Here is a 23,757-nt window from a genome sequence, read left to right as displayed (position 1 = left end):
TATCTCCCGCTTCAGAAATCCCCGCATTTTGAATTCTTCGACACCTGCCCCGCCGCCTGCCAAATGGCTGATTCGTATCTCCGAGGTTTTCGCGGAATTTTCCGGAGACATTGTCAAAGGGCTCGGCGGGGAAATTTCCAAGAAGCTGGGCAGCGAGTATTACCTGATCCAGACGCCGGACCCGGCGGCCGTCCACCAGTCGGAAGCCGCCAAATATCTCCGCTGGAATCTGCCGCTCGACCACTCTTGGCCGTGCAATCCCGAGACCATGGAAGGCTTCGTCGAAAAGGCGGCGCAGGCGATGTTCCGGAAATTCGGCGGCCGCAATCCGCAGGCGATCTTCATCGGCCAGCTCGATCCGAGCGCCACGAACCGTTATTACAAGACGCTCGCCTCCAACCTCCGCGGCCGGACGCTTCAGCTTTTTCCCGCGGAAATCGCCGCTTTCAAGGACGTCGAAGCCCAGCACAGCGGGCGGGCGACCCTGTTCTGCCTGGTCGGAAAGGAAGGCCTTTTCTGCGGCATGCAGAGCCCGAAGGCTTCCAACGGATTCTATCCGGGCGGCACCAAGTTCATCAGCCAGAACTCCCCCGACACCATCAGCCGCGCGGGCGCGAAAATCGCCGAGGCGCTCCATTACCTGCAAATGCACCGGTCGCCGCTCAAAAAAGGCCGCCACTGGCTCGAACTCGGCGCCAGCCCCGGCGGCATGACCTCCGAGCTGCTCGACCGGGGATACAAGGTCACTGCGATCGACCGCGCGCCGCTCGACAAGCGGCTCGAATCGCAGCCGGGCCTGCATTTCGCGCTGATGGACGTGGCCGCCTTCAAGCCGAACGCGAGCATGACCTACGACGCGATTCTCTCGGACATGAACGGCGACCCGCTCGAATCCATCCGCCAGGTCGGCCGCTTGGCCAAGAATCTCAATCCGGGCGGCATTGTGATTTTCACCCTGAAGACCACGGGCGCCACCACCTTCGGCGAGATGAACGGGCTCTTCCAATCCGCCGTGGACTCCGCCGCCGCGGCCGGGCTGAAATTGATCGCCAGAACGCACCTGACCTACAACCGTCAGGAACTCACCTTGTTTTTCGAACTCGGAGCGGCAGTTTAAAGAGGCTTACTTGACTCCGCATCGGCGCTGGACATGCTCCCCGGCCATGCAACGGATTCTTCAATGGACCGCACTGGCGATCGCCATGCTTTCCCTCAGCTCCTGTGGCTTGCCCGGAGCATTGATCCGGACGGCGGGCAGTGCGGTGGGTGCAGCCGCAAGATTGGCTGGGCCCGCGTTGGCGGCTGGCGCGCTCTAGGCTACGCGCTCGCGCACGCTCCGGCGGCCTTCGGCTTCCACGGTGAAGTGCAGCCACACAGTCTCCGGCGGGAGCAATTCCGGAAATTTGTCGCCCCACTCGGCGATGATCACGCCGCCTTGATCCAGCAATTCATCCCAGCCCAGCGAGATCAATTCCGCCGCTGATTCCAGCCGATAGAAATCCAGGTGAAACACCGGCAGGCGCCCGCCGGGGTATTCGTGGAGCAGCCCGAAGGTCGGGCTCGTGACATCCGCCGCCGAGCCGATCCCTGCGACGAAGCCCTTGGTCCAGTGGGTTTTCCCCGCGCCGAGACCGCCGACCAGGGCGATCACGGAGCCCGGCCCCGCCAATTCCGCCGCCTCCCGGCCGAGGGCTTCCATCGCTTCGGGGGATTCCGCGTGTCGTTGCATCGTTCCTTCGAAAAGCGGAAACCGCGGATCAAGTCGATTGAAAAAGCGACGTCGAGCTGACTCCCATCGGGTGATATCCCGCATTCGCTCAAAATTCGGTTGATTCTCCACCCCATCGCCCGTGAGAGTCTCGCCGCCATGCTCGACATCCGCGTCATCCGCGAAAACCCCGCCGCCGTTCAAGACCGCCTCAAAGCCCGCGGCGGTGACCACTGGAAACTTGTTCATGAAGTGCTCGCCTGCGACGAGTCCCGCCGGGCGCTTGAAACCGCCAAGCAACAGCTCCAGAACTCGCGGAAGACGATTTCCAAGCAAATCGGCATGCTCAAGGCCAAGGGCGAGGACACTTCTACCATCGAGGCTGAGGTCCGGGCCATCAACGAGCAGATCACCGCGCTCGACGTGAAGTCGGACGACGCCGCCGCCGAGCAGAATGATTTGCTGCTCAACATCCCCAATCTCACCCACGAAGCCTGCCCGGTCGGCTCCGATGAAACGGCCAATCCCGTCGTCCGCGAGTGGGGGGGCAAGCCCGACCTCGCCGAGCCGAAAGACCACGTCGAGCTCGCCCTCAAGCACGGCCTGATCAACTGGGACGACGGCATCCGTACCGCCGGCTCCGGCTTCGTCGTCTATCGCGGCAAAGGCGCCCGCCTCGAGCGCGCGCTGATCAATTTCCTGCTCGATACCCAGACTGCTAACGGTTACGAGGAGGTCAACGTCCCGCACCTCGTCAAGCGCGAGTGCATGGAAGGCACTGGCCAGTTGCCGAAATTCGAGGACGACATGTATGGCACCGACGCCGACGAGAACGGCGTCAACAGCCTCTTCCTCGCCCCCACCGCCGAGGTTCCTGTCACTAATCTCTATCGGGACACGCTCCTGCCGGAGTCCGCGCTACCGATCCAAATGGTCGCCTACACCCCGTGCTTCCGCCGCGAGGCCGGGTCCGCCGGGCGCGACAACAAGGGCATCATCCGCATGCACCAGTTCGACAAGGTCGAGCTCGTCCAGATCGTCCACCCCGACCACGGCTTCGAGGTGCTGGAGCAGCTCACCGCCCACGCGGAATCGATTTTGCAGAAACTCGGCCTCCACTACCGGACCATCGAACTCTGCACCGGCGACATCGGTTTCTCCTCCGCCAAAACCTACGACATCGAGGTCTGGGCGCCCGGCCACGGCAAATATCTCGAAGTTTCCAGCTGCTCGTGCTTCGGCGACTATCAGGCCCGCCGCATGAAACTCCGCTTCAAGGACGCCGAGGGCAAAAACCGTTTTCCCTACACGCTCAACGGCTCCGGCACCGCGCTGCCGCGCCTCTACGTGGCGCTGCTAGAACAATGCCAGCAACCCGACGGCTCCATCCGCATCCCGGACGCCCTCGTCCCCTACTTCGGCGCAGCTCAAATCTGAGAGCGGCGGGCGGGCCTCAGGATTGCGAAATCCGCGAAACCCGCAGCCGTTCCGCAGCCAGCAGGGCGTGGAAACTCGCCCGGTCCTGCTCGCGGGTGGAGGACAGCAGGCGGTAGGTGTATCGCCGCCAGTGCTGCATTTCCTCAAGCGCGTTGGTCATGCGAAGGGCGATGGTTTCCGCGCTGTCGGTGCCGCGACCGGAAAGCCGCTGGTAAAGCTCGGCCTCGCTCGGCGGCATCACGAAAAGATCCACGAAGGCGCGCTGGATGTCGCTGTCCCGGCAGCTCCGGACCTGGTCCGCGCCCTGGATGTCGATGTCCATCACCACGTCGGTGCCGGCCTGGAGGTGGGAAATCACCTCGGATTTGAGCGAGCCGTAGAGGTTCCCGTGGACCAGCGCGTGTTCGAGAAAATCGCCTGCGTCGAGACGCTGTTGGAAATCCTCCCGCGAGAGGAAATGATAGTCCTTGCCGTTTTCCTCGCCCGGTCGGGGCGGGCGGGTGGTGCAGGAAATCGAGTAGCGGACCTCGCCGGAGTCGGCCAGTTGCCTGCAAAGCGTGGTTTTCCCCGATCCCGAAGGACCGGAAACAACAAGGAGGATGCCGGTGCGTGCGGACATGAGTCGGGATCTAGAACTCAATGCCGGGCCGGAATCGAGCAGTTTGTTTGGAATTTCGTGAAGCGGGCGGAAAAATCTCCTGATGGAAAAGCCGAGCTAGACGGCGGAACGGGTTTACGCATTACTCGCCTCGCAGTCGCCTTGTGAGGCTGTGAAAATGCCGCCGTGGTGGAATGGTAGACACCCCAGACTTAAAATCTGTTGTCAGCAATGGCGTGCCGGTTCGAGTCCGGCCGGCGGCACACTTTTTGATTCATGGCGTATTTGGCAGACCGGGCATTTGAATTGATTTCCTCCGCACACGAACGGGGGCGGCTGGCGCATGCGTTTCTCATCAGCGGGGCGCATGGCAGCGGCAAGGAAAACCTCGCCGCCCGCATGATCCAGCTCGTGAACGGCTCGCCGAAATCCGGCGGTTTTGATTTGTTCGGCGAGCCGATCGTGGTCGAGACGCCGCCGCTCGACGAGCTGGAGAGCGGCTGGATCCGGATCGTCCGTCCGCGGATGAAGTCGCGCCGCATCGGGGTGGATGAAATCCGCGATTTGGAGCAAACGCTCCACCTCGCCGCACCCGGCGGCGCGTGCAAGGTGGGCGTCATCACCGAGGCGGACCGGATGAACGACCAGTCGGCCAACGCCTTTTTGAAAACCCTCGAAGAACCGCCGCAAAACACGCTGCTGCTGCTGCTCACCGCCAATCCGCAGCGGCTGTTGCCGACGATTTTATCCCGCTGCGTGCGCCTTCCGCTGCTCGGCGGCCGGGCTCTTCTGGCGGATGGCGGGGCCGAACTGGTGAGCGCGCTCAACGCCGCGGCCGCCCGTGGCTTCGGCACGCCGGTCGCGGCGCTGCATTTGAAAGCCGCCTTCGCTTCGTTTTTGGCGGAGTTCCGCGAGGAGGCGGAGGCCGCCGCGAAAGCCGCTGAGAAAGAGGAAACCGCCGCTTACCGCGATACCACCGACGGCTCGTGGCTGAAGGAGCGTGAAAATTTCCACAAAGCCGCCGCCGAGGCTGAGTATCTTGACGCGCGCAACCGCCTGTTCGACGTGCTGATGGCCTGGATGGCGGATCTGCTCCGCATGAAGGTGAATGGCGGTGGTCTCGATTTCCCCGAGTCCGCGCCCGCCTTGCGCGCCCTCGCCGAGGCGGAAACGGAAGGCCGCTTGCTCAAGCGGATGGAAGCGCTCGACTCGCTGCGCCGGACGCTTGAGACGAACGCGTTCGAGCCGCTCGCCATCGAGGTCGGGTTTTTGAAAGCGTTCGGCTGAGCGATTAGAACTCGCCGTCGCGGGCGGCGGTTTCCTCGGGAATCGCGACGGATTCGAGCAATTGATCCAGTCCGTCGAGCACGCTGAAAATCCCGTCCGCCCAGCGACGGCTTTCCCATGACGGGCCGGCGAGTTCGAGCAGGTGGTCGAGGGCTTCCGTTTTCAAAAACGACTCCAGCCCGTAGCCCGGCATGATCGCCGCCTCGCCGCGCGCCGGATCGAGCGCGATGAGCAGCGCGTGGTTGTTCTTCCCGCGGTGGCTGTCGCCGGCGAAATTTCCGGCGTTGAAGAGCCAGAAGGCATGCATCGAAAACGGGTGCTCGGCGGGGAACTCGTGCATCACCACTTGCAGGACGAGCTGCGGGAAGCGCCGCTGGATTTTCGCGATTTCCTTTTTCAGCTTCAATTGATCCGCCGCGCCGAGCCTCCGCGTGGTGTCGGCGACCACCGGTGCCAGCCGCGGCACCGCGCCGACCAACGCGCCGGTCCGCGGAAACGTCAGCCGGCAAGCCGGGCACTCGGCGGCGTCGGCTTTCAACGGGGTTTGACAGAATGGGCAATGCATGGGTGTGGCGCGGAATCACGCGCACTTCGGGCAGACGCCGAAGAACTCCAGCTCGTGATAGAGATTCCGGAAGCCGGTTTTCTGGCGGATTTCGTCCTCAAGCTGATGGACGGGGCAGGGGGCCTGGATCGGCTCGATGCTGCCGCAGCTGGTGCAAATCAGATAGTCGCTGTGTTTGCCCGGCACCAGCAGGGTGAAATACGCGGCCCGCTCGTGCAGGCCGAGCCGGCGGACCAGGCCGTGCTCGGTGAGCCGCTGGAGCAGGCGGAAAACGGTCGCCTTGTCGCATTGGTCGGTGAGCCGCTTGGAGGTGGCGAGCTCGGAGAGAGTCATCGGCCGCTGGCTTTCCAACAGCGTGATCACGAGCTCCTCCAACGCTTTGGTGCGGCGGAGGCCTGCCGCACGGCAGCGGTCGATAGTTTCTTTGACGATGCGATTCATGACGGACGCAAGCTAGGTGCGGTTGGATTTTAAAACAAGCTCGTCTGCGAATCATCGGGCCGGGACGGCGGCATCGGCGCGCCGATTTTGGCGTAAGCGGCGGGCATGGCGGTGCGCCCGCGCGGGGTCCGCATCAGGAAGCCCTGCATGATGAGAAACGGTTCGTGCACTTCCTCGATGGTCGCGGCGTCCTCGCCCACGGCGACGGCGAGCGAGTTGAGTCCGACCGGACCGCCGTTGAATTTGTAAATTAGCACTTCGAGCAGGCGCTTGTCCATTTCGTCGAGGCCCTGCGAGTCGATCTCGATCATGGCGAGCGCGGCGTCGGCGATTTTGCCATCGATGAATCCCTCGCCGCGGACTTGGGCGAAGTCGCGGACCCAGCGCAGCAGCGCGTTGGCGACGCGCGGGGTGCCGCGGGAGCGCGAGGCGATTTCGAGCGCGCCGTCGCGCTCGATCGGCACGTCCAGCAGTCCGGCCGAGCGCTCGATGATTTGCGCGAGCTCGTCGTGGGTGTAGTAATCCAGCCGGTTCGCCAGCCCGAAGCGCGAGCGCAGCGGGGCGGTGAGCATGCCGGAGCGGGTGGTCGCGCCGACGAGGGTGAATTTCGGCAAATTGATCTGGATCGACCGCGCGGACGGGCCGGAGTCGATGATGATATCGAGCCGGAAATCCTCCATCGCGGGATAGAGATATTCCTCGATGGCCGGATGCAGGCGGTGGATTTCATCGATGAAGAGGATGTCGCCCTTCTGGATGTTGGTCAAAATGCCCGCGAGGTCGCCGGCTTTTTCGATCTGCGGGCCGGAGGTCGTGTGGAGCTGGGTCCCGGCGGCGCGGGCGATGAGGTTGGCGAGAGTGGTTTTCCCCAAGCCGGGCGGGCCGGAAAGCAAGACGTGGTCGAGCACGTCGCCGCGTTGTTTGGCGGCCTCCAGCATCAGGAGGATGCGGTCCTTGACCTTTTCCTGGCCGATGAATTCGGAAAACGCGGGCGGGCGCAGCGAGACATCAAACGGTGTGACCGGCGCTGCGGTGGTTTGTTGGTAGAAATTTTCGGACATCGGGGCGTGCGCGGGGATTCAAACCCGCCCTTCCGTCCCTGAGAAGTGCGGAGTTTGACCCGCATGATTCCGAACCGTGCGCGTCAAGGCTTGCGGTCCGGGGCCAAAGAGGGAATTTAACTCCGTGCGCATTTCCGTCTGGCAGCTTTTTTCAAAGGCATTCATGGCCGCCGCCATCGTCGCGTTCGCCGCCTTTCACTTCATCCGGGACCCGGAGCAAGGCGACGACGCGGGCTGGAAAGTATGGAAGGAATTGTGGGATCTGGCTCAGCACCCCTCGGGAATGGACGAGCCGCTGGGCTGGGTCGCCGTCGCATCGTTTCTGACGTCCTCGCTTCTGATCGTGGCTTCGCCGTTTCTCGCAAGGGTGTGGATCAAATCCAAGATGGCGTGGCTTCCGACGGTCATCTTCGGCGGCCTCTCCGCCGTGGGCTTCTCCGTGGCGATCTTGTTCGGGAGGTCACCGGGCGAACAACCGATCGGCTGGGGCTTGTATCTGCTCATGGCGGCCCCGGTTCTGAATTTCATCGGCCTGCTCCTCGCCCGCCTCGGCACGCCCAAGCCCGACAAGTCCCAATAGGCGTCCGCCGTCCCCCCTCTCGGCGAGAGGGGGGTAAAGGCCATTTGCCGCCGGTTCTCGAACTCCGTCCGGTTTTCCTGTATTCGGCCTATCGGGGAGAAACTGCTTGCCTCCGGGGTTTCTGTTATGGAGCCTGAGGAACCATGCAAAACGACCCTTACTCGACGCCCCTCACGAACGTTCAACCCACCGGCCACAGCGGACATGCCGAGGTTTCCCAAGGCCTCATCCAGCAACTCGCCGCCACCAAGGGCTGGGTGCGGTTCATTTCCGTGCTCACGTTCGTCGGTGCCGGATTGATGCTGCTGCTGGCGTTGGGGATGGCGCTCATGGGGAGTTTTATGGCCAGCGCGACCAAGAATCCGATGTTCTCCGGCGGGATGGGAATCCTGATCGCGGTGATTTGCGGGGCTCTTGCGTTCGTCTATATCTTCCCCGCCCTGAAGCTCTGGAAATATGCCACTTGCATCGGCAGCTTGATGGCGTCCGGGGCGACTATCGATCTGGAAAGGGCGCTCAACGAGCAACGTTCATTCTGAAAATTCGTCGGGATTCTATTCCTGATTTTCGTGAGCCTTTACGCGCTCATTTTCATCGGCGCCATCGTCCTTTGCGGGATCGGTGCGATGGCGGGGCGCAATGGAGGCTGAAATCGCCGGATTTTCCCTGCCTTTGGCCTTGCCATGCGGGTTTTCGGGCCTAGTCTCGGTGTTCGCTTTTCTTTCTACTGACCGACGGTTGGCGCCCCGGTGTCTGTCAGTTTTACTTCTCGGGGCAATTCCAGGAAGAAAACGAACCAACCTACACAACCCCAAACCAGATAACATTATGGCTTACGCATGTGCGGAACCCACCAACACTGAACTCAACGACCTCATCGACTCCAAGTTTCGCGAATTCCGCGAAGGATCGATCGTCAAAGGCACGATTCTCGAAATCCGCCCTCAAGTCGTCCTAGTCGATATCGGCTACAAATCCGAAGGAGCCATCCCGTCGAACGAGTTCGAGGATGAGGAAATCGAAATCGGCGACGAAATCGAAGTGCTTCTCGAAAAACTTGAAAACGACGAGGGCATGGTTGTCCTCTCGAAGGAAAAGGCCGCCCACAAACAAAACTGGGAGAAGATCGTCAAAGTCTTCCAAGACGGCGGTCTCGTCCGCGGCAAGGTCAAGTCGGTCGTCAAAGGCGGACTCACCGTCAACGTCGGCGTCGAAGCCTTCCTTCCCGGCTCGCAAGTGGACATCATTCCACCGAAGGACCTCAACGAATACGTCGGCAACGTTTACGAGTTCAAAATCGTCAAAATCAACGACGAGCGCAAAAACATCGTCATTTCCCGCCGCGAGGTCATCGAGGCCGAGCGCTCCGAGCAACGCCAGACCTTCCTTCAGTCCGTCAAAATCGGCGACAAGGTCACCGGCGCGATCAAGAACATCACCGACTTCGGCGCCTTCGTCGATCTCGCGGGCATGGACGGACTCCTCCACATCACCGACATGTCGTGGGGCCGCATCAACCATCCTTCCGAACTGCTCCACATCGGACAGTCCGTGGATGTCGTCATCCTCGACGTGGACCGCGAGAAAGAGCGTGTTTCGCTCGGCCTCAAGCAGACCTCCGAGAACCCATGGGAAGACATCGAGCGGAAATACCCGATCGGCCATAACGTCAAGGGTCGCGTCACCAAGCTTCTTCCTTACGGCGCGTTCATCGAAATCGAGCGCGGTGTCGAAGGACTCGTCCACGTTTCCGAACTCAGCTGGGTCAAGCGCATCACTCGCCCGAGCGATGTCCTTGAAATCGGCCAGGAAATCGCGGCTGTCGTCCTCGGCATCAGCATCGAGGAGCAGAAAATCTCGCTCGGCGTGCGCCAGCTCGATTCCAACCCATGGGATGAAATCGAGCTCCGCTACCCGGTCGGTGCGACCATCACCGGCCCGGTCCGCAACCTCACCGCTTACGGTGCGTTCGTGGAGCTCGAGGAAGGCATCGACGGCATGATCCACGTCTCGGACATGTCCTGGACCCGCAAGATCAACCACCCGTCCGAAGTTCTCAAAAAGAACGACGAAGTCGAAGCCATCGTGCTCGCCATCGACAAGGCCAACCAGCGCGTCTCTCTCGGCGTCAAACAAACCGAGAACGACCCATGGAGCCTCATCGACGGTCGCTTCAAGGTCGGCGACATCGTCAAGGGCACGGTCGCCAAGATCGCATCCTTCGGCGCCTTCATCAGCCTCGACGGTGACATCGACGGCCTCATCCACATCTCGCAACTCAGCGAAGAGCACGTGGAGAAGGTCAAGGACATCATCAAGGTCGGCGAAGAGATCGAAGCCCGCGTCATCAAGGTCGACAAGGTCGAGCGCCGCATCGGACTTTCCATCAAGGCCGTCGGTTACTCCGACGAGCAGCTGAAGAAGGAAAGCGCCAGCTTCGAGAGCCTTCGTCCGTCCTCCGAGATGGTCGGCCTCGAGCAAGCGTTCAACCTCGCCGCCGCCGCCTCCGAAGACTGGAGCCCGGGTCAGGAAGACTAAACGTAGTGGCGATCACAGGTCGCCACGAGTTCTCACAAAAGCCGGACGGGTTCGCCCCCGTCCGGCTTTTTCGTGCGTAGTGGCGATCACCGGTCGCCGCGAGCCCATGACCCACGAATGGCTGGCCAAACGCCGTGTCAAAGGCCATCGTTCATCCGGCGGTCAAAATTCCTACACATGGAATCCTCCACAAATCAAACAACCCGTCGCGCCCTATCCACCGACGACCACCATTTCCGCAGGAATGAATCTGGGAGCCTCCGTTTGTCCTGCTGGATCGTCGGTCTCGAACAGGGATTAAATTCGAGCCCCGTCTCAGATCAGCCTCTTCGAGCCGCCCAAAATGAAATTTTTCTGCAAAAGAAAGGCAATGGTCATCTTGTTGGCCACTTTGATTTGCTCCGTCGTCTTCTTCGGCTGGCGGATGGCGAGGGACCCAAACGACAGAAGGCCCACGGAGCCGATTCACCACTGGCAGTTGCTGGGGGGGCGCTGAGCCTTTCACACGAAGCGCTGCCGGCTTGCACAAAGACTGCAATCGATTCAGTTTCCAAGCATGGCATGGCGCATTGATGAACAGGTCGTCCGCGGAGAAATCGACAACCGCACCCCCGGTCGCGTGGTCGGGAAGCTCTGGTTCGCCGGGCGTGCCGAGGCGGTGGAACTGGAGCTGAAGGGAAACCCATGGCGCGATCTTGCCGGGCATGTGCTCAAGTTCACCAATCCTGATGCGAAACCGGGCGATGGACCGGAACTCGCCGCCTATCAGGAAGGCGCGGTCGGCGACATGACCGCATCGCGCAAGGTGAAGGTGCCGGACTGCACGATGGACGAGCTGATGGAGTTTTACTCGGCCAAACAGCCGTTTCCCTGGCATTGGGGAAACTCGCTCTATCTGGAATGGTTCAGCATCACCAACGGGCGGGTCGTCATCGAGGCCACGAACTATCAGCTCGAACTCGACGCGGAGCCCGCATGGATGATGGTCGACGGGGACGAGGCCGCCCGACAAGCCGCGAATGCGGAGGCGATGTCGGATTTCATGGAGCGGGCGGGAATGGCCATGGCTGCGGCGGAAGACGATGAGGATGACGACAGCCCGCAATCACTGGAGGAAGCGCAAGCCGATGCGGAGGACGCGAAAATGCAATTGCTGCTGGATCGCGTGACGGCCCGGCTCGAACGGGGAGAACTCGACATCATGGACTTCGACCAGGTTTATGCCGAGGAACGCGCGCGTTTGATGCGGGAACGCGGCGAGAAGGATCCGCAACTCACGCCGGAAGAAGCGGAAGAGCGGCGGCATTGGATTGAGGAAATGAATGCCATCGCCGAAGAGGCGTTCGTCGATCTCGAAGCGGAGAAATGGAAGGGTGAAAACCAGTTCGAAGAAGAGCGTCATCCGCTGGTGGAGGAGTGCTGCGATCTTGCCATTGAGCTTTACCATGATGTCCAGAACGCGGGATGGGTCGCGGAGGATGCGCAAGACGAGCACCCGCTGCGGGAAATTTTGAACAGCGTGAGCAGCGCCAGCGCGAAACTCGCGGGTGCTCTCGGCATGGCGGAGCGCTACGACGAGTGGCCGCCGGAACGATCCATCGCCGGCAACATTATCGTCCGCCTCAAGAAGGCGCGCGGCTACCTCGACGACGCCCTGCGCGGCCTCGATTCTGCGGAGGAGGAGGCCCTCGCCACTCCGAAATGGCGGCAACAGACTCGTTTCAAAATCATCGGCATCCTGGCCCAAACCCAGGATTTCCTCCGTGAGGCGCGCGAGGTCTTGGATGAGGAGTGACCCTCAAAAAAGCCGGGCAGGTTTCCCTGTCCGGCTTGTTTGTAATGGATGAATTCGCGGCGACCGGTGGTCGCCACCACGCGTCAATCCTTGATGTCCAGCGCGGCGTATTCGCCGTCCTTGCGGCGGTAAACGATCGTCAGGCAGTCGCGGCGGGCGCTCTTGTAGAGCACGAACGGGCGATCCGTGAGTTCGAGCTGCATGATAGCGTCTTCCTTGTACATCGTGCGGACCGAGTAGTTCTCGGGGTGGACGATGTAGGGCACGGGCTCGACATCGGAGCCTTCCGGATGGTCGAGGACGGCTTCGGTGAAAAAGCGCTCTTCAAGGTGGCGGATCGACTCGTTGCGATGCGGGCGGTGCTTTTTGAGCAGGCGGGTCTTATGCTTGCGCATCCGGCGGGCGATTTTCTCGATGGTTTCATCGAGCGCCGCATACATGTCCTTGCCTTCGGTGTGAGCCTCGATGGTGATGTGGTTCGCACAAAAAAGAATGATTTCGGCGATGTGCCGGTTTTTTTGGACGTCGAGAATGACCTTGGCCTCGATGATTCGCGGGTAATCGAGATGCAGTCCCTCGATCTTCTTGGTCGCGTGGTCGCGGAGGGCATCGGTCACTTGCTCGTGCCGCACCGTGACGGTGATCGGCAGATTGACGTTGGCAGTTTGCATGATGTTTTTTGGTTGGTTATTTGGGTGAGCGGACGGCGGTTCTAACCGCCTTGTCCGTGAGTTACCTTGAACCAGATTTGACCGGAATGCCACGCCCAACTTTAGAAATTTTCCGCACGGTTTGCCGGGCCGGAAAGGGCCTCTCGGTCCGCGCCGGGGCCGTGGAATTTCACCTGCGGCGACTCGTTCACTTGGGCCGCGTGAGGTCCTCGAAGCTTGAGCCCTCGCTGTCGTCCGGCGCGGGGTTTTCCCGGGGGGCGACTGCGGAGGATGTATAGAGTTCCTTGAAATTATCCACGGGGGCCGCAGCCCGACCGCTGATTTTCAAGCTGATCCAGCGGAAACCCTCCGTGGCCGGGCCAAACATCGAATTCAGGCGCGTGATTTTGGCCGAGGCGATCATGGCTTCGGCGACGCCGAGTTGGAGAGTTCCGGACAAGGTTTGATTGAGGGCCATCGAGATTTCGCCCCGCAACGCCATCCGTCCCTTGCTCTCCAAATTGAGGTCCCGGAGCGTGACGACGTCGCCCTCACGGTGGATCGATCCGCCGGCATCACCCTCGAAGACGGGATGCTGGAACCACGGGTCGTCCAAGCCTTGCGCGAGGCCGACGAGGAAGGGGAATCCCTGCACCTCGATTTGCGAATTGGGACTCGCGCGGAACGCGAGGTCGAGGGTGAGCGATGCTTCGTCGCGCGGCTTGAAGGCGAGGAAATTCGAGGTGGCGACGGGCAGGGAATCGATTTTTCCCGAGAAGATTTTCCCAAGCGATGGGCCGACGATGCCGGCCAGCTCGAAGGATTCGAGGCGGACATCGAGCGAGGAAATCCGGTCTGCTTGATAGGGAGTGACCGTGCCGGAAAGCTCGAAGGCCCCGCGGTTGTCGGACTCGTGGAGGACTCGCAGGCCGATGATGTCGGCCTCGTCGCCGCGAAATTCGATGAGCGCGCGATCGAGTCGGAGTTTCGGCCAGCCGGCGATGGCGATGTCGCCCTTGTAGAGGCTTATCTGGGCCCGGCCGCCAGCGGTTTCCGGGTTGAGCGAGGCCTCGGACTTGAGGAGCCTGAGGAGCGGGGTTTTCGGGTTCCCGATGGTGAGGTTGAAAATCGGAGCGCGGTAGCGATTGAAGCGGATGGGCAGATCTCCGCCAGGGGCGGGGGAGTTCCGCAAGGCTTCGCCGGGTTGCTGGATCTGAAGTGCCAAGGTGGCCTCGGCGATTGAGATTTCCTCACCAGTCATGGCGTTGCCGAGGAAACTCGACGGGAAGATTTCCGCGGTGAGTCCGCGGAGTTTGAGGCTTTCAAGGACATTGCCGGCGGGCCATTTGAGCGAGAGGCTTCCGGCGTTGGCGGTTTTCGGGTTCATCCGGAATTGCTCCAGAGCGGTGGTCGCGCCGCTGGCTTGCTCGATTTTCCGGGTGAGTCCCTCGCGGAACGGTTTGCTGTTCGCGTAGATGATCGCGCCGCCGATGATCATGGCTGCCAGGAATACCAGGATCATCGCGGCGGTCACCTGGACGATGCGCGCCCGGCGGGTGCGTTGGTGGTTCTCCTTGAGCGGCTGGCTGGACCGGCGCTTCCGCTTGCGGACCCGAATCGCCTGGCTGCCGTCCGGACGGATGACCAGCTCTCCGTCCTCGGGATTTCCTGTCGGGGAATTCTTCAGTTTCTCCATCATCTCTTCGATGGAGTATTTTTCGGGTTCGCTGGGGACGGGTGGCATTTTCGGGAAGTGAGGAAAAATCGGGCTCAGCGGTCCCGGTAGCGGCGGCCTGTTGGATCCATGAGTTCCACATTGACCGTGAACAGAACCATCTTGGTGATCGGTTTTTTGGCGTTGGATTGGAAAAAGCGCCCGACGATGGGGATGCTGCCGAGGATGGGGGTTTTGTCTTCCACGTTTTGGACGGATTCCTGCATCAATCCGCCTAGAACGACGGTCGAGCCGTCGGCCACGTCGACGGTGGTCGAGAGTCGCTGTTTGCTGAAGACCGGCATGAGAATCGCGTTTTTCGTGAGCTCCACGGTTTCGTTGCCAAGAAGCCCGTTGCTGAGGGTGTTGATGGGGCTGCCGTAATTCACGAAGCCGTCGAAGTCGCTGAAGGTGGGGTTGAGGGTGACGGAGATGTATCGTTTGTCAGCGTCCGCCACGGGGGTCACTTCCAAGGTGATTCCGACGTCTTGTTTATCAAAGGCGGTCGGATGTGCCGGGGTGATGGGGGTGACCCCCGCTCCGCTACCCACGCTGTTGGGGAGTTCGGGCGGTTCGTATTCGGTGGCATAGATGAACTCGCGGATGATGGCGATGGAGGAGGCCTGGCCGCTGCGGGTCACGACGGCAGGCTGGGCCATGATATCGACGCCCTTCTTTTGGTCGAGGCCCCGCATCATTCCCTGGATGAATGAATCGTTGAACCTGCCGAAAACACTCAGCACGCCGGGAGCGGATGCGCTGGCTTGGCGGCCGGCTTGATTCGCGATCAGGCTGTCAATCGAGTTGTCCGAAGTGGCGTAGTCCCCGCTGCGGTTTCCGGCGGTGACCGGGTTGAGGACCGAGCCGCCGGGTTGCGGTGTCACGTCGCTCGCGTCCCGGCCGTTGCCTTGGGTTCCGCCGCTGAGGACGAGGTCGTTTCCTCCGCCACCTTCGAGAAACCAATCAAAGCCAAGCTCCTGGAGGCGGATTTGCTCCACCTTGATCATGGTCACCTTGACTGACACCATGACCGGTTCCGTTTTGGTCAGCGCGTCGATAATCTGGGCGATGTAGTCCTGGTTGGTGGCGGTGTTGACGACACGAAGGGTGTTAGTCGCGGCCATGTAGCTCGCGGAGGAGCCTTCGGGGAAGGGCACGCCTTGCCGGGCCAGCGCTTCCTGCGCACCGATGCGCTTGGGCAGCAGACCTTCGCCTGCCGGAGCGGTTCCAAACGGATCTTCCGCGGCTGCGGGTTGGGCGGCGGCGTTGCTCATGCTGCCGATGAAATCGGGCGGCACGCGGTAGGTGCGGGTGACGAGTTCCTGGGAGGAGGAGCCCAGCGGCGAAATGATCACCGAGAAATCATCCGTCGTGTAGGAGGTCTGGGTGATTTCAGTGAGATACTTGAGGACCTGCGAGACCGGCACTTGGGCGAGCCGGAGATCGAAGCGCAAGTTGCGGACGCGGGTGGCGGTGGGGGAGTCGGAGGGTCCGAGATTGACCGTGAAATTCACGCCGCGGCGGGCCGGGTCGGTTTCCTGCGTGTCGTTCTCGCTGGCACGCAGGCGTAGGAAATCGAGTGCTTCATCCAGCGAGGATTGATCCAGCGCGATCTTTGGAATGATGATGCGGTCGAGTTTGTTTCTGACGGAAACGAAATTCGCTTCCGAGAAGCCCGCGCCGGGATCGACAAGCGCCGCTTCGAGATCCGGCGTGGGAACCTGCAGCTCCCACTGGCTGTCGACCTGGCTGAGCATCTCCGCGCGGGTGTGGTCGTAAGCGGACTTCTGATAGCCCGCTTTCGCCGCGGCGACCTGCTCCATGCCGCGGCGCGCGGCGGAGTTCGTCGGGTCGATGCGCAGCACGTCCTGATAGGTGGATTTCGCCGGGTCGAATTTCCCGAGGTTGAAAGCGCCCTCTGCGGTGTAGAGCAGGCGGCGCACGGAATCGACGTCTTTGGCGTGCTCTTTGGTGAGCGCGGGATTGGTGCGGATTGGGTCGTCGAGCTGTGCGCGGAAGGCGCACGCGCCCGGATGGTTCGGGGCGACGGATTCGACGAGCACCTTGTCCACGGCGGCTTTCGCGGCGGCCACATCGCCGTTGCGCGAGAGGACGCGCGCTTGTTCGACGGATGCCTGGGCGTAGCGCTCGGCGGCGGCGGACCGCAGCTCGGCGGAAACGGGGGCGTTTGGAATCAACTCGCGGGCACCCGCATAAGCTTCGACGGCTTCCGCAAAACGGCCGGCGGTGTAGGCTTCATCGCCTTTTCTCAGGAGTTCCCGCGCTTCGTCAACGGCGGCGCTGCGGCGTGAAACTTCGGTTGCGGCAAGGCTTGAGCCTCCGCGTGTCTCGCCAGCCAGCGATGGAACAATCAAGCAGGCGGCCAGCAAGGCGGCACGGCCGAGGAAATGGTTATTGGGTTTGTGCGTCTCCATGGGAACGGTCGGCGCTACGTATAGAGGGCGAAAATCCCAAAGATAAGCGCAAAATCCGCGAAATTCATCTTTTCGAATGCCACGGAAATTCCAGTTGCACCTCGAACCTCCGCCGCCGGACCGGTTGAGGCCGGAAGTAGGGGGAAAGCTTGGTTTCGATCAGCTTGCGGACCTTGATGAAGAGCGGGGATGAAGTGTTCACGCGATGAGTGTTCACGTGAACTTGTTTCTGTCAAGCCGGTGATTCCTATTACACGGTCAGAATCTTTCTCGCCTCATCCGCATCTTGTTGGATTTGAAGGCGGAGCGCGTCGATGGAAGGAAACTTGATCTCGGGCCTAAGATGTTTTTGGAAACGGATTTCGAGTTCCTGACCGTAGAGATCGCCGGGAAAATCCAGCAGATGCACCTCAAATGTGCGGGCGTCCCCGCCGACCGTCGGGCGCAGGCCGAGGTTGGCGACGCCCGGCAAGTCGCGGTCGTCTGGCAGAAGCACCCGGACCGCCCAGACGCCGTCGGGCGGCAGTTGGGCCTCGCCGGTGGCGAGATTGGCGGTCGGGAAGCCGATCGTCCGGCCGAGTTTCTCGCCTTCGATGACTTTGCCGGCGACGGAGTAGGGGCGGCCGAGCATTTGTTCCGCCGCGTGGAGATTTCCATCGCGGATCGCCTGGCGGATGCGGGTGCTGCTGACGCGCTCGCCGTCGTGCATGACCGGTGCCACGGCCTCCAACAGGAAGCCGCGCCTGGCGGCTTCCTGTTGGAGAAAGTTGACGTCGCCGCCGCGGTTGTGGCCGAAGCGCCAGTCCTCGCCCACGGCGATGGTTCTAACGGGGGTGGCCGTGAGTTTATCGATGAATTCGGATGCTTCCATCCGGGCGAGTTCGATGTCGAAATGCAAGGGGATGAACAGCCGCACGCCGAGCCCTTCCATCACCCGCGCCTTGTGGGCGAGCGTTCCTAACAAGGCTGTGGGCGCCTTGGCCGGCGCGATCACGCGGATCGGATGGGGATCGAAAGTGAGCACTCCGGGCAAGCCGCCCTCGCGGGCCGCGGCTTCCACCGCGCGTGCGATCACCGCCTGGTGGCCGGTGTGGACGCCATCGAAAACGCCGAGCGCGAGATGCAGCGGGACGCCAAGCGCGGGCAGGTCTTCAAGGCGGTGTCGAATCAGCACCCGTCCGGGATAGCCCTGCGGCGGTGCCTCTTCAAGGCTTTAGATGGCGGGGCCGCCGCGACAAAAAACGCGGCCGAGAACCTCGCCACGGTCAGACGCATGGCCATCAAAACCGGAGAATTCCGTAACTTCCGGTTTCTTCACTGGCATCGGCGCGGGCTTCGTGCTGTTTTTCCGTCGTGTCCGCTGTCACGAATATCTCCACTTACCGCTTCGCTGAGCTAACGGGTCTCAAGGAGTTGCGCGAGAATCTCAGCGCCGGTTGCAAGGCGTGGGGGCTGAAAGGGACCATCCTGCTGAGCACCGAAGGCATCAACCTGTTCGTCGCCGGAGCGGCGGAATCCGTCGACTTGCTGCTCGCGAAACTGCGGCAGGTTCCGGGCCTCGAAGGCTTGGAACCGAAGATCAGCCTCAGCGACGACCAGCCGTTCAACCGGATGCTGGTGCGCTTGAAAAAGGAGATCATCTCCTTCGGCATGGAGAGCATCCGGCCGGCGAATTATACCTCGCCCAAGATCCCCGCCGCGGAGTTGAAGCGCTGGCTGGACGAGGGTCGTCCGGTGACCTTGCTCGACACCCGCAACGACTACGAGGTGAAGCTCGGCACCTTCAAGGGCGCGATCATTCCTAACATCAACACCTTCCGCGAGTTCCCGGACGCGGTGCGGAAACTGCCGGAAGCGCTCAAGGACCAGCCGGTCGTGATGTTCTGCACCGGCGGCATCCGCTGCGAGAAAGCCGGGCCGTTCATGGAGAACGAGGGGTTCAAGAATATCTACCAGCTCGAGGGCGGCATCCTCAAATACTTCGAGGAATGCGGCGGCGACCATTACGACGGCGAGTGCTTCGTCTTCGACCAGCGCGTGGGCGTGGACCCCGGACTGCGCGAGTCCGGCTACGCGGTTTGCTTCGCCTGTCAGGCCCCGCTCGACGCGGCGGACCAGGAGGACCCGCGGCACGTCGAGGGCGTGAGCTGCCCGCATTGTTTCGTCAGCGAGCCGGCACGAATGGCCGAGCGGATCACGCGGCTTCACAAGGCGATCGCCAAGGTTTCAAATCCCTTGCCCGGCTCGGTCCCGCGGGAAAACCGCCGCCCGGTCAACATCCCGGCGGCTCTCGACGGGCGGACCTTGCTCGAAGCGCTGGTCGAACTATTCCCGCAGGTTTCTCCAACAGAATGGGAGTCGCGCTGCGAAGCCGGGCGCTTCGAAAACTACGGCGGCAGCGTCCGTGGAAAAGACCACGTCGTGCGCGGCGGCGAGCGAGTCGTTCAAATCTTCCCGCCGGATGTCGAGCCGCCCGTGTCCGCGGAAATCCAAGTGCTGCACGAGGACGAGGCGATCCTGGTGGTCCGCAAACCCGCGCCGCTGCCGATGCACGCGAGCGGCCGCTTCCACCGCAACACGCTCCAACACATTTTGAACGGGGTTTACGCGCCGAAATACCCGCGTCCGGTGCACCGGCTGGACGCGAACACCACCGGCCTCGTCGTCTTCGCCCGCACCCGCCACTTCTGCCGCTTGCTGCAGCGCCAGTTCCTCGAAGGCGCGGTGGACAAGCGCTACCTCGTCCGCGCGCTCGGTCATCCGGCACAGGACGTTTTCTTTTCAGAAGCTCCGATTTCCGCCGAACCCGATGTGATGGGCACCCGCGGCATCGACGAGTTAGACGGCCTGCCCTCGCGCACTGATTTCGAAATTATAGAGCGCTGCGCGGACGGCACCACCTTGATCGAGGCGAAGTTGGGAACCGGCCGGACCAACCAGATCCGCGTCCATCTCTGGCAGCTCGGCCATCCCGTCGTCGGCGATCCGGCGTATCTGCCAGACCGCCGCGTCGGCGACACGCAGACGCTTGATCCCGAAGCTCCGCCGCTCCAGCTCCACGCCTGGAAACTCTCGTTCCAGCATCCGCGGACGGGCGAGGCGATGCGCTTCGAGACGGCGCGCCCGGACTGGGCGTAGTCGGGTGGGATGGGATGATTTTCAAAAAATGCGGCCGGGTGCGTAACCTGCGCCGGGTTTCCCGGATTGTTGGGTGTCGGGAGGAAGTTTCGCTCCCAGACCGCGAGGTCGGCCGGAGCCGGTCCCCACTCCAAACCAACATGATCATGAACCCCGTCAAACTATCATCCGTCGTCCGCAACACCGGTCGCGCGCTCGCCGCCTCGCTCGTCCTCACCGCTGTTTCCGCCGCGGCGGATAAGCCGTATTCGAAAATCGTGACCTTCGGCGACAGCCTGTCGGACACCGGAAACGCCTTCCTTTACACCGGAGGGGCCGACCCCGCCGCGCTCCACACCGTCTGGATCGGTGCCAACGATCTTTTCACCACCCTGACCTTCGGCGGCAACATGGGCCTGACCATTCATCACGCGGTGCAAAACACCGCCCAGTCGGTCGTCGCGCTTGCCAGCCATGGAGCCCGGCACATTCTCGTGGCCAACCTGCCTGACCTCGGACTCACGCCGTTCGGGCGCTCGCTCGGGCCGGTTGGCAGCGCGCAGTTGTCTTATCTGACGGAGGTCTATAACGCCGGGCTGGACAAGGCCTTGGATTCGCTGGACGCCGCCGGGATTCCGACGATCCGCCTCGATGCCGCCGGCCTGATCCGGGAAATCGCCGCCGATCCCGAAGGATTCGGCCTGGTGAACGCCACCCAAGAAGCGGTTGATTCCGGCAACAATGTGGACGACTATCTCTTCTGGGATGGCGTGCATCCGACCACTGCCGGACATTTGGTCGTGGCGGAACGCGCCGTCGAAGAACTCGTCGAATTTTACTCACCCCGCCGCGGTCGTGGAACTGGCCCGGGTCTCGTCAATTCCCTCAACGGTCTCGTCAACGCCTCCAGCCACTAACCGCCAATCAATCCTCCGATGGAACCGCTTCAACTATCACTCATGGCCGGATGGTCCGGCTTTCTAGGCGGTGTGCTCAGCGGCGCGGTGATGGGAATGCTGTTCCATCGCGAGGACTGGCTCGGCGGCTACGGCAGCCGCGAGCGGCGGATGGTCAGGCTCGGCCACATCTCGTTTTTCGGGATCGGGCTGATCAACCTGTTTTACGCGCTCTCGCTGGCACCGCTCGGCGTCCCCGCCGCTGCCGCGCGCTTCGGATCGATCTCCCTGCTGGTGGCGTTGATCACGATGCCGTCCTGTTGTTTCCTCTGTGCCTGGTGGAAACCCTTCCGCCACTTGTTTTTCATTCCTGTGCTGTCCGCCGCGACGGGCATCGCTATCATCCTATTCTCACGATCATGAACATCGGATATGTAGCCATGAGCGGGCTGCGGCTCGTCGATGCGGAACTGCTGGAGCTCGGGCTGTCGTTTCCCGCCGTGGCCCGGCGTGCCCGCGAAATCGAGGCGCTGCCGTCGCTCGGGCTTCTAACGCTGGCGGGCATGTCGCCGCCGCACATCGGCGCGGAGTATCTCGAGGTGCGGGACATCGACGAGGTGCCGGACCGCTTCGATGCGATCGCGCTCTCGACGCTGAGCGCCACCTCGAAGGAGGCGTATGCCATGGCCGCGCGTTTTCGCGAAAAAGGCATCCAGGTGATCCTTGGCGGCCTGCACGCGACGCTAGCGCCGGAGGAGGCCGCGAAACACGTCGATGCCCTGGTCATCGGCGAAGGCGAGGTGGTGTGGCCGGAAGTGCTGCGCGATCTGGAACGCGGTGATCTGAAACCGGTTTACGACGCGCGCATCAAGGGGCCCTTCGATTTCCGCAATGCGCCGATGCCGCGATTCGAGCTGTTATCTCCCGAGCGCTACCCGCGTTTCACCGTGCAGACCCAGCGCGGCTGTCCCTATGCCTGCGAATTCTGCGCGGCCTCGATGCGGCTCTCACCGGTGTTCCGCACCAAGCCGGTGGACAAGGTGCTCGCCGAGGTGCGGCGCTTGAAAGAGCTGTTCGGCCGGCCGTTCATCGAGTTCGCCGATGACAATACCTTCGCCGACAAACGCCATGGTCGCGAGTTGATGAAGGGATTGGAAAAGGAAGGCCTGAGTTGGTTTACCGAGACCGACGTCTCGCTGGCCGACGACGAGGACCTCTTGAAAATGATGCGCGACGCCGGCTGCCATCAGGTGTTGATCGGCTTTGAAAGCCCGCGTTTCGAGTCGCTCAATGGCGTGGAGCAGAAATCCAACTGGAAGGCGCGCCGCACCGACCGCTACCTGCGCGCGGTCGAGACGATCCAACGCCATGGAATCACCGTGAACGGTTGCTTCATCCTCGGCTTGGATGGCGACGGACCGGAGAGTTTCGAACATGTGTTTCGCTTCGTGGAGGAGAGCGGCGTTTACGATGTTCAGATCACCTATCTCACGCCGTTTCCCGGCACCCCATTGTGGAAACGGTTATCAGAAGAAGGCCGCCTGCTCTCTGCGGATGCGACCGAACGCTGCACCTTGTTTGATATCAACTTCCGTCCCACCGACATGAGTGTGGACGAGTTGAGGGATGGTTTCCGCAATCTGGCCCTGCGGCTTTACGCGCCGGAATTCGTCGAGCAACGGAGCAAGCGTTTCCGCCAGCACCTGCGGGCCAAAGTCCGCGGGCGGGAAGCCTCTCGGAAGCTCATCGCCTGACCCCGCGCCGCGTCTTCTTCAAACGTAGTCCAGGACTTCAGTCCGTCTTCGATTCCTCCCCAGTCCGGACTGAAGTCCTCGATCTCCTGCTCCAGTTCCTCCTGCCGCGTGGCTGCGGGCGTCTCGCCCCAAGTCCGTTGCCGGAGCGTCTCGCTCCGTGCATGGCCCCTGTAGCGGCGCGTCTATGACCGCCGCACCTCACCCTCTCCCGCCGGAGGCTACTACTCTTCTCTCCCCATCAAAAATCAACACTCCTCATTCATCATTTCTTCCTCCCCCCGCTCCTTCGCTCTCCATCCCCACCGCGGAACTCACCGACCCGGACGGCAAGCTCCTCATCGATCACTTCGCCACTTCGCCACCTCGCCACCTCGCCACCTCGCCACCTCGCCACCTCGCCCGACCTGCGATTCTCACTGAAACGATGGCTACCGAAAGAATACGCTGCCGGAACTTGTCCCGGCGTAGAATGCAAAGCCGGAATCAGACTTTCGGATCACACGGGGATTCTCGCTGAAATTCTTTCAAGATTTGCACACTGACCCGAATGGCGCTAACTTAACGTGCTTTTGGGATCTCAGAGAGTGGCTTGCGTCGCCGGATCCCAGGAACCGTTTCAAGGATTGAGGTCTGGGTAATTTCCCTCATTTCCTTTACAATTTCCTCCACCCGCTTGTGGTTCTCGATGGCTTGAAGCATTTGCGCCGCCTGCTCTTCGGACAGGGCGACACATGCGGTTTTGCCTTTGATCTTGAAGGTCCAGCGCCAAGCGCCAGGCGGTTGGAAAGCGACGCTGCCTTGGCTCACGGGTCCGGTGGCGGCGAGTTGCTTTTGTAAGGTGGCGTATCGGCGGGAATGTCGCGGTTTCATGACGCCCAAGCGTGCCGGAAGCTTCGAATGGCAGGCCTTCGGAGAGCTAATGGAAGCGAAGAATGCCCTTCGTAGCCTTGGCGAAGAAGGGTGGCGGAGAAGAGTTGCTCATGCCGGAAACTTATCGCAATTTTGATCACATGTTCTACGCCTATATCCTGCGCTCCGAGCAGAACCCGGAACGATTCTATTACGGCTTTTCAACGGATTTGAAAAAGCGCCTGAAAGTCCCCAATCAGGGTGGAAACATTTCGACCAAAACTGGCAGACCTTGGACACTGGCGTGGTATGGTGGATTCGAATCCGAAAGC

General features: G+C 61.8%; 24 protein-coding genes and 1 tRNA gene. 14 read left to right on the top strand and 11 right to left on the bottom strand.

Annotated elements, in window-relative coordinates; genetic code table 11:
- The first annotated feature begins 28 nt into the window (after positions 1-28).
- Positions 29-1,117, top strand: a complete 1,089-nt coding sequence (locus tag AC4DF4_RS07740; protein ID WP_490047543.1) for an SAM-dependent methyltransferase — start codon at positions 29-31, stop codon at positions 1,115-1,117.
- Positions 1,118-1,312: 195 nt separating this feature from the next.
- Here the strand turns inward: AC4DF4_RS07740 and tsaE are convergent, their stop codons facing one another.
- A complete protein-coding gene (tsaE, locus tag AC4DF4_RS07735) occupies positions 1,313-1,729 on the bottom strand; it encodes a tRNA (adenosine(37)-N6)-threonylcarbamoyltransferase complex ATPase subunit type 1 TsaE (protein ID WP_490047542.1) in 417 nt (138 codons plus the stop codon).
- Between the two features lie 138 nt (positions 1,730-1,867).
- On the opposite strand from tsaE, the gene serS reads away from it, so the two are divergent.
- Positions 1,868-3,145: a serine--tRNA ligase gene (gene serS / locus AC4DF4_RS07730; protein ID WP_490047550.1), complete on the top strand. Its 1,278-nt coding sequence runs from the start codon at positions 1,868-1,870 to the stop codon at positions 3,143-3,145.
- Between the two features lie 16 nt (positions 3,146-3,161).
- Here serS and gmk read toward each other — a convergent pair whose 3' ends face one another.
- Positions 3,162-3,764, bottom strand: a complete 603-nt coding sequence (gene gmk / locus AC4DF4_RS07725) for a guanylate kinase (RefSeq protein ID WP_490047541.1) — start codon at positions 3,762-3,764, stop codon at positions 3,162-3,164.
- Positions 3,765-3,923: 159 nt separating this feature from the next.
- Between gmk and AC4DF4_RS07720 the strand changes: the two genes are divergently transcribed.
- Both AC4DF4_RS07720 and AC4DF4_RS07715 read left to right on the top strand, forming a co-directional pair.
- Positions 3,924-4,006, top strand: a tRNA-Leu gene (locus tag AC4DF4_RS07720).
- 13 nt (positions 4,007-4,019) lie between these two features.
- Complete coding sequence (locus AC4DF4_RS07715; protein ID WP_490047540.1) at positions 4,020-5,030, top strand: hypothetical protein; 1,011 nt, start codon at positions 4,020-4,022, stop codon at positions 5,028-5,030.
- Between the two features lie 4 nt (positions 5,031-5,034).
- Here the strand turns inward: AC4DF4_RS07715 and AC4DF4_RS07710 are convergent, their stop codons facing one another.
- The 3 genes from AC4DF4_RS07710 to ruvB are packed head-to-tail and all read right to left on the bottom strand — an operon-like array spanning position 5,035 to position 7,097.
- On the bottom strand, positions 5,035-5,595 hold the full coding sequence (locus AC4DF4_RS07710; RefSeq protein ID WP_490047539.1) for a TPM domain-containing protein: 561 nt from the start codon (positions 5,593-5,595) through the stop codon (positions 5,035-5,037).
- A gap of 15 nt (positions 5,596-5,610) precedes the next feature.
- Positions 5,611-6,036 carry a Fur family transcriptional regulator gene (locus AC4DF4_RS07705; protein WP_490047538.1) on the bottom strand — a complete coding sequence of 142 codons (426 nt, stop codon included), beginning with the start codon at positions 6,034-6,036 and terminating at the stop codon, positions 5,611-5,613.
- 29 nt (positions 6,037-6,065) lie between these two features.
- On the bottom strand, positions 6,066-7,097 hold the full coding sequence (ruvB, locus tag AC4DF4_RS07700) for a Holliday junction branch migration DNA helicase RuvB (RefSeq protein ID WP_490047537.1): 1,032 nt from the start codon (positions 7,095-7,097) through the stop codon (positions 6,066-6,068).
- A 124-nt stretch (positions 7,098-7,221) separates the two neighbouring features.
- On the opposite strand from ruvB, the gene AC4DF4_RS07695 reads away from it, so the two are divergent.
- The 5 genes from AC4DF4_RS07695 to AC4DF4_RS07675 all read left to right on the top strand — a co-directional run bounded on the left by AC4DF4_RS07695 (position 7,222) and on the right by AC4DF4_RS07675 (position 12,010).
- Complete coding sequence (locus AC4DF4_RS07695) at positions 7,222-7,677, top strand: hypothetical protein (protein WP_490047536.1); 456 nt, start codon at positions 7,222-7,224, stop codon at positions 7,675-7,677.
- 143 nt (positions 7,678-7,820) lie between these two features.
- Complete coding sequence (locus tag AC4DF4_RS07690; protein ID WP_490047535.1) at positions 7,821-8,216, top strand: hypothetical protein; 396 nt, start codon at positions 7,821-7,823, stop codon at positions 8,214-8,216.
- Between the two features lie 289 nt (positions 8,217-8,505).
- Positions 8,506-10,215: a 30S ribosomal protein S1 gene (locus tag AC4DF4_RS07685; protein ID WP_490047534.1), complete on the top strand. Its 1,710-nt coding sequence runs from the start codon at positions 8,506-8,508 to the stop codon at positions 10,213-10,215.
- Positions 10,216-10,392: 177 nt separating this feature from the next.
- A complete protein-coding gene (locus AC4DF4_RS07680; RefSeq protein WP_490047533.1) occupies positions 10,393-10,788 on the top strand; it encodes a hypothetical protein in 396 nt (131 codons plus the stop codon).
- On the top strand, positions 10,772-12,010 hold the full coding sequence (locus tag AC4DF4_RS07675) for a hypothetical protein (protein WP_490047532.1): 1,239 nt from the start codon (positions 10,772-10,774) through the stop codon (positions 12,008-12,010). The genes AC4DF4_RS07680 and AC4DF4_RS07675 overlap by 17 nt, the downstream gene beginning before the upstream one ends.
- Positions 12,011-12,093: 83 nt before the next feature.
- On the opposite strand, the gene hpf is transcribed toward AC4DF4_RS07675, so the two are convergent.
- From hpf to AC4DF4_RS07650, 5 genes are all read right to left on the bottom strand, one after another.
- The gene (gene hpf, locus AC4DF4_RS07670; RefSeq protein WP_490047531.1) at positions 12,094-12,681 is read right to left on the bottom strand and encodes a ribosome hibernation-promoting factor, HPF/YfiA family; all 588 of its coding nucleotides are present in this window, start codon (positions 12,679-12,681) and stop codon (positions 12,094-12,096) included.
- Between the two features lie 187 nt (positions 12,682-12,868).
- Complete coding sequence (locus tag AC4DF4_RS07665; protein WP_490047530.1) at positions 12,869-14,404, bottom strand: hypothetical protein; 1,536 nt, start codon at positions 14,402-14,404, stop codon at positions 12,869-12,871.
- A gap of 26 nt (positions 14,405-14,430) precedes the next feature.
- Positions 14,431-16,809, bottom strand: coding sequence for an Amuc_1098 family type IV pilus outer membrane protein (locus AC4DF4_RS07660; RefSeq protein ID WP_490047529.1), 2,379 nt, complete (start codon positions 16,807-16,809; stop codon positions 14,431-14,433).
- Between the two features lie 64 nt (positions 16,810-16,873).
- Positions 16,874-17,011, bottom strand: a complete 138-nt coding sequence (locus AC4DF4_RS07655; RefSeq protein ID WP_490047528.1) for a hypothetical protein — start codon at positions 17,009-17,011, stop codon at positions 16,874-16,876.
- A 48-nt stretch (positions 17,012-17,059) separates the two neighbouring features.
- On the bottom strand, positions 17,060-17,983 hold the full coding sequence (locus AC4DF4_RS07650; protein ID WP_490047527.1) for a bifunctional riboflavin kinase/FAD synthetase: 924 nt from the start codon (positions 17,981-17,983) through the stop codon (positions 17,060-17,062).
- A gap of 179 nt (positions 17,984-18,162) precedes the next feature.
- Here AC4DF4_RS07650 and AC4DF4_RS07645 point away from each other — a divergent pair, with 179 nt between their 5' ends.
- The 4 genes from AC4DF4_RS07645 (at position 18,163) to AC4DF4_RS07630 (ending at position 22,576) form a co-directional block, all read left to right on the top strand.
- Positions 18,163-19,947 carry a sulfurtransferase gene (locus tag AC4DF4_RS07645; RefSeq protein WP_490047526.1) on the top strand — a complete coding sequence of 595 codons (1,785 nt, stop codon included), beginning with the start codon at positions 18,163-18,165 and terminating at the stop codon, positions 19,945-19,947.
- A gap of 146 nt (positions 19,948-20,093) precedes the next feature.
- On the top strand, positions 20,094-20,843 hold the full coding sequence (locus tag AC4DF4_RS07640) for an SGNH/GDSL hydrolase family protein (RefSeq protein ID WP_490047525.1): 750 nt from the start codon (positions 20,094-20,096) through the stop codon (positions 20,841-20,843).
- Between the two features lie 18 nt (positions 20,844-20,861).
- On the top strand, positions 20,862-21,245 hold the full coding sequence (locus tag AC4DF4_RS07635; protein WP_490047524.1) for a hypothetical protein: 384 nt from the start codon (positions 20,862-20,864) through the stop codon (positions 21,243-21,245).
- Positions 21,242-22,576, top strand: a complete 1,335-nt coding sequence (locus tag AC4DF4_RS07630) for a B12-binding domain-containing radical SAM protein (protein ID WP_490047523.1) — start codon at positions 21,242-21,244, stop codon at positions 22,574-22,576. The genes AC4DF4_RS07635 and AC4DF4_RS07630 overlap by 4 nt, the downstream gene beginning before the upstream one ends.
- A gap of 558 nt (positions 22,577-23,134) precedes the next feature.
- Here AC4DF4_RS07630 and AC4DF4_RS07625 read toward each other — a convergent pair.
- On the bottom strand, positions 23,135-23,455 hold the full coding sequence (locus AC4DF4_RS07625; RefSeq protein WP_490047522.1) for a hypothetical protein: 321 nt from the start codon (positions 23,453-23,455) through the stop codon (positions 23,135-23,137).
- Between the two features lie 53 nt (positions 23,456-23,508).
- On the opposite strand from AC4DF4_RS07625, the gene AC4DF4_RS07620 reads away from it, so the two are divergent.
- On the top strand, positions 23,509-23,757 hold a 249-nt coding region (locus AC4DF4_RS07620), incomplete at its 3' end, for a GIY-YIG nuclease family protein (protein ID WP_490047521.1).

The organism is Luteolibacter sp. (assembly GCF_058122085.1).
This window is presented reverse-complemented; position numbering and strand designations above follow the sequence as displayed.

Coding starts and splice junctions, on each gene's coding strand:
- tsaE (WP_490047542.1), bottom strand. CDS start 1,729: ATGCAACGACACGCGGAATCCCCCGAAGCGATGGAAGCCCTCGGCCGG.
- serS (WP_490047550.1), top strand. CDS start 1,868: ATGCTCGACATCCGCGTCATCCGCGAAAACCCCGCCGCCGTTCAAGAC.
- gmk (WP_490047541.1), bottom strand. CDS start 3,764: ATGTCCGCACGCACCGGCATCCTCCTTGTTGTTTCCGGTCCTTCGGGA.
- AC4DF4_RS07715 (WP_490047540.1), top strand. CDS start 4,020: ATGGCGTATTTGGCAGACCGGGCATTTGAATTGATTTCCTCCGCACAC.
- AC4DF4_RS07710 (WP_490047539.1), bottom strand. CDS start 5,595: ATGCATTGCCCATTCTGTCAAACCCCGTTGAAAGCCGACGCCGCCGAG.
- AC4DF4_RS07705 (WP_490047538.1), bottom strand. CDS start 6,036: ATGAATCGCATCGTCAAAGAAACTATCGACCGCTGCCGTGCGGCAGGC.
- ruvB (WP_490047537.1), bottom strand. CDS start 7,097: ATGTCCGAAAATTTCTACCAACAAACCACCGCAGCGCCGGTCACACCG.
- AC4DF4_RS07690 (WP_490047535.1), top strand. CDS start 7,821: ATGCAAAACGACCCTTACTCGACGCCCCTCACGAACGTTCAACCCACC.
- AC4DF4_RS07685 (WP_490047534.1), top strand. CDS start 8,506: ATGGCTTACGCATGTGCGGAACCCACCAACACTGAACTCAACGACCTC.
- AC4DF4_RS07680 (WP_490047533.1), top strand. CDS start 10,393: ATGGAATCCTCCACAAATCAAACAACCCGTCGCGCCCTATCCACCGAC.
- AC4DF4_RS07675 (WP_490047532.1), top strand. CDS start 10,772: ATGGCATGGCGCATTGATGAACAGGTCGTCCGCGGAGAAATCGACAAC.
- hpf (WP_490047531.1), bottom strand. CDS start 12,681: ATGCAAACTGCCAACGTCAATCTGCCGATCACCGTCACGGTGCGGCAC.
- AC4DF4_RS07665 (WP_490047530.1), bottom strand. CDS start 14,404: ATGCCACCCGTCCCCAGCGAACCCGAAAAATACTCCATCGAAGAGATG.
- AC4DF4_RS07660 (WP_490047529.1), bottom strand. CDS start 16,809: ATGGAGACGCACAAACCCAATAACCATTTCCTCGGCCGTGCCGCCTTG.
- AC4DF4_RS07640 (WP_490047525.1), top strand. CDS start 20,094: ATGAACCCCGTCAAACTATCATCCGTCGTCCGCAACACCGGTCGCGCG.
- AC4DF4_RS07635 (WP_490047524.1), top strand. CDS start 20,862: ATGGAACCGCTTCAACTATCACTCATGGCCGGATGGTCCGGCTTTCTA.
- AC4DF4_RS07630 (WP_490047523.1), top strand. CDS start 21,242: ATGAACATCGGATATGTAGCCATGAGCGGGCTGCGGCTCGTCGATGCG.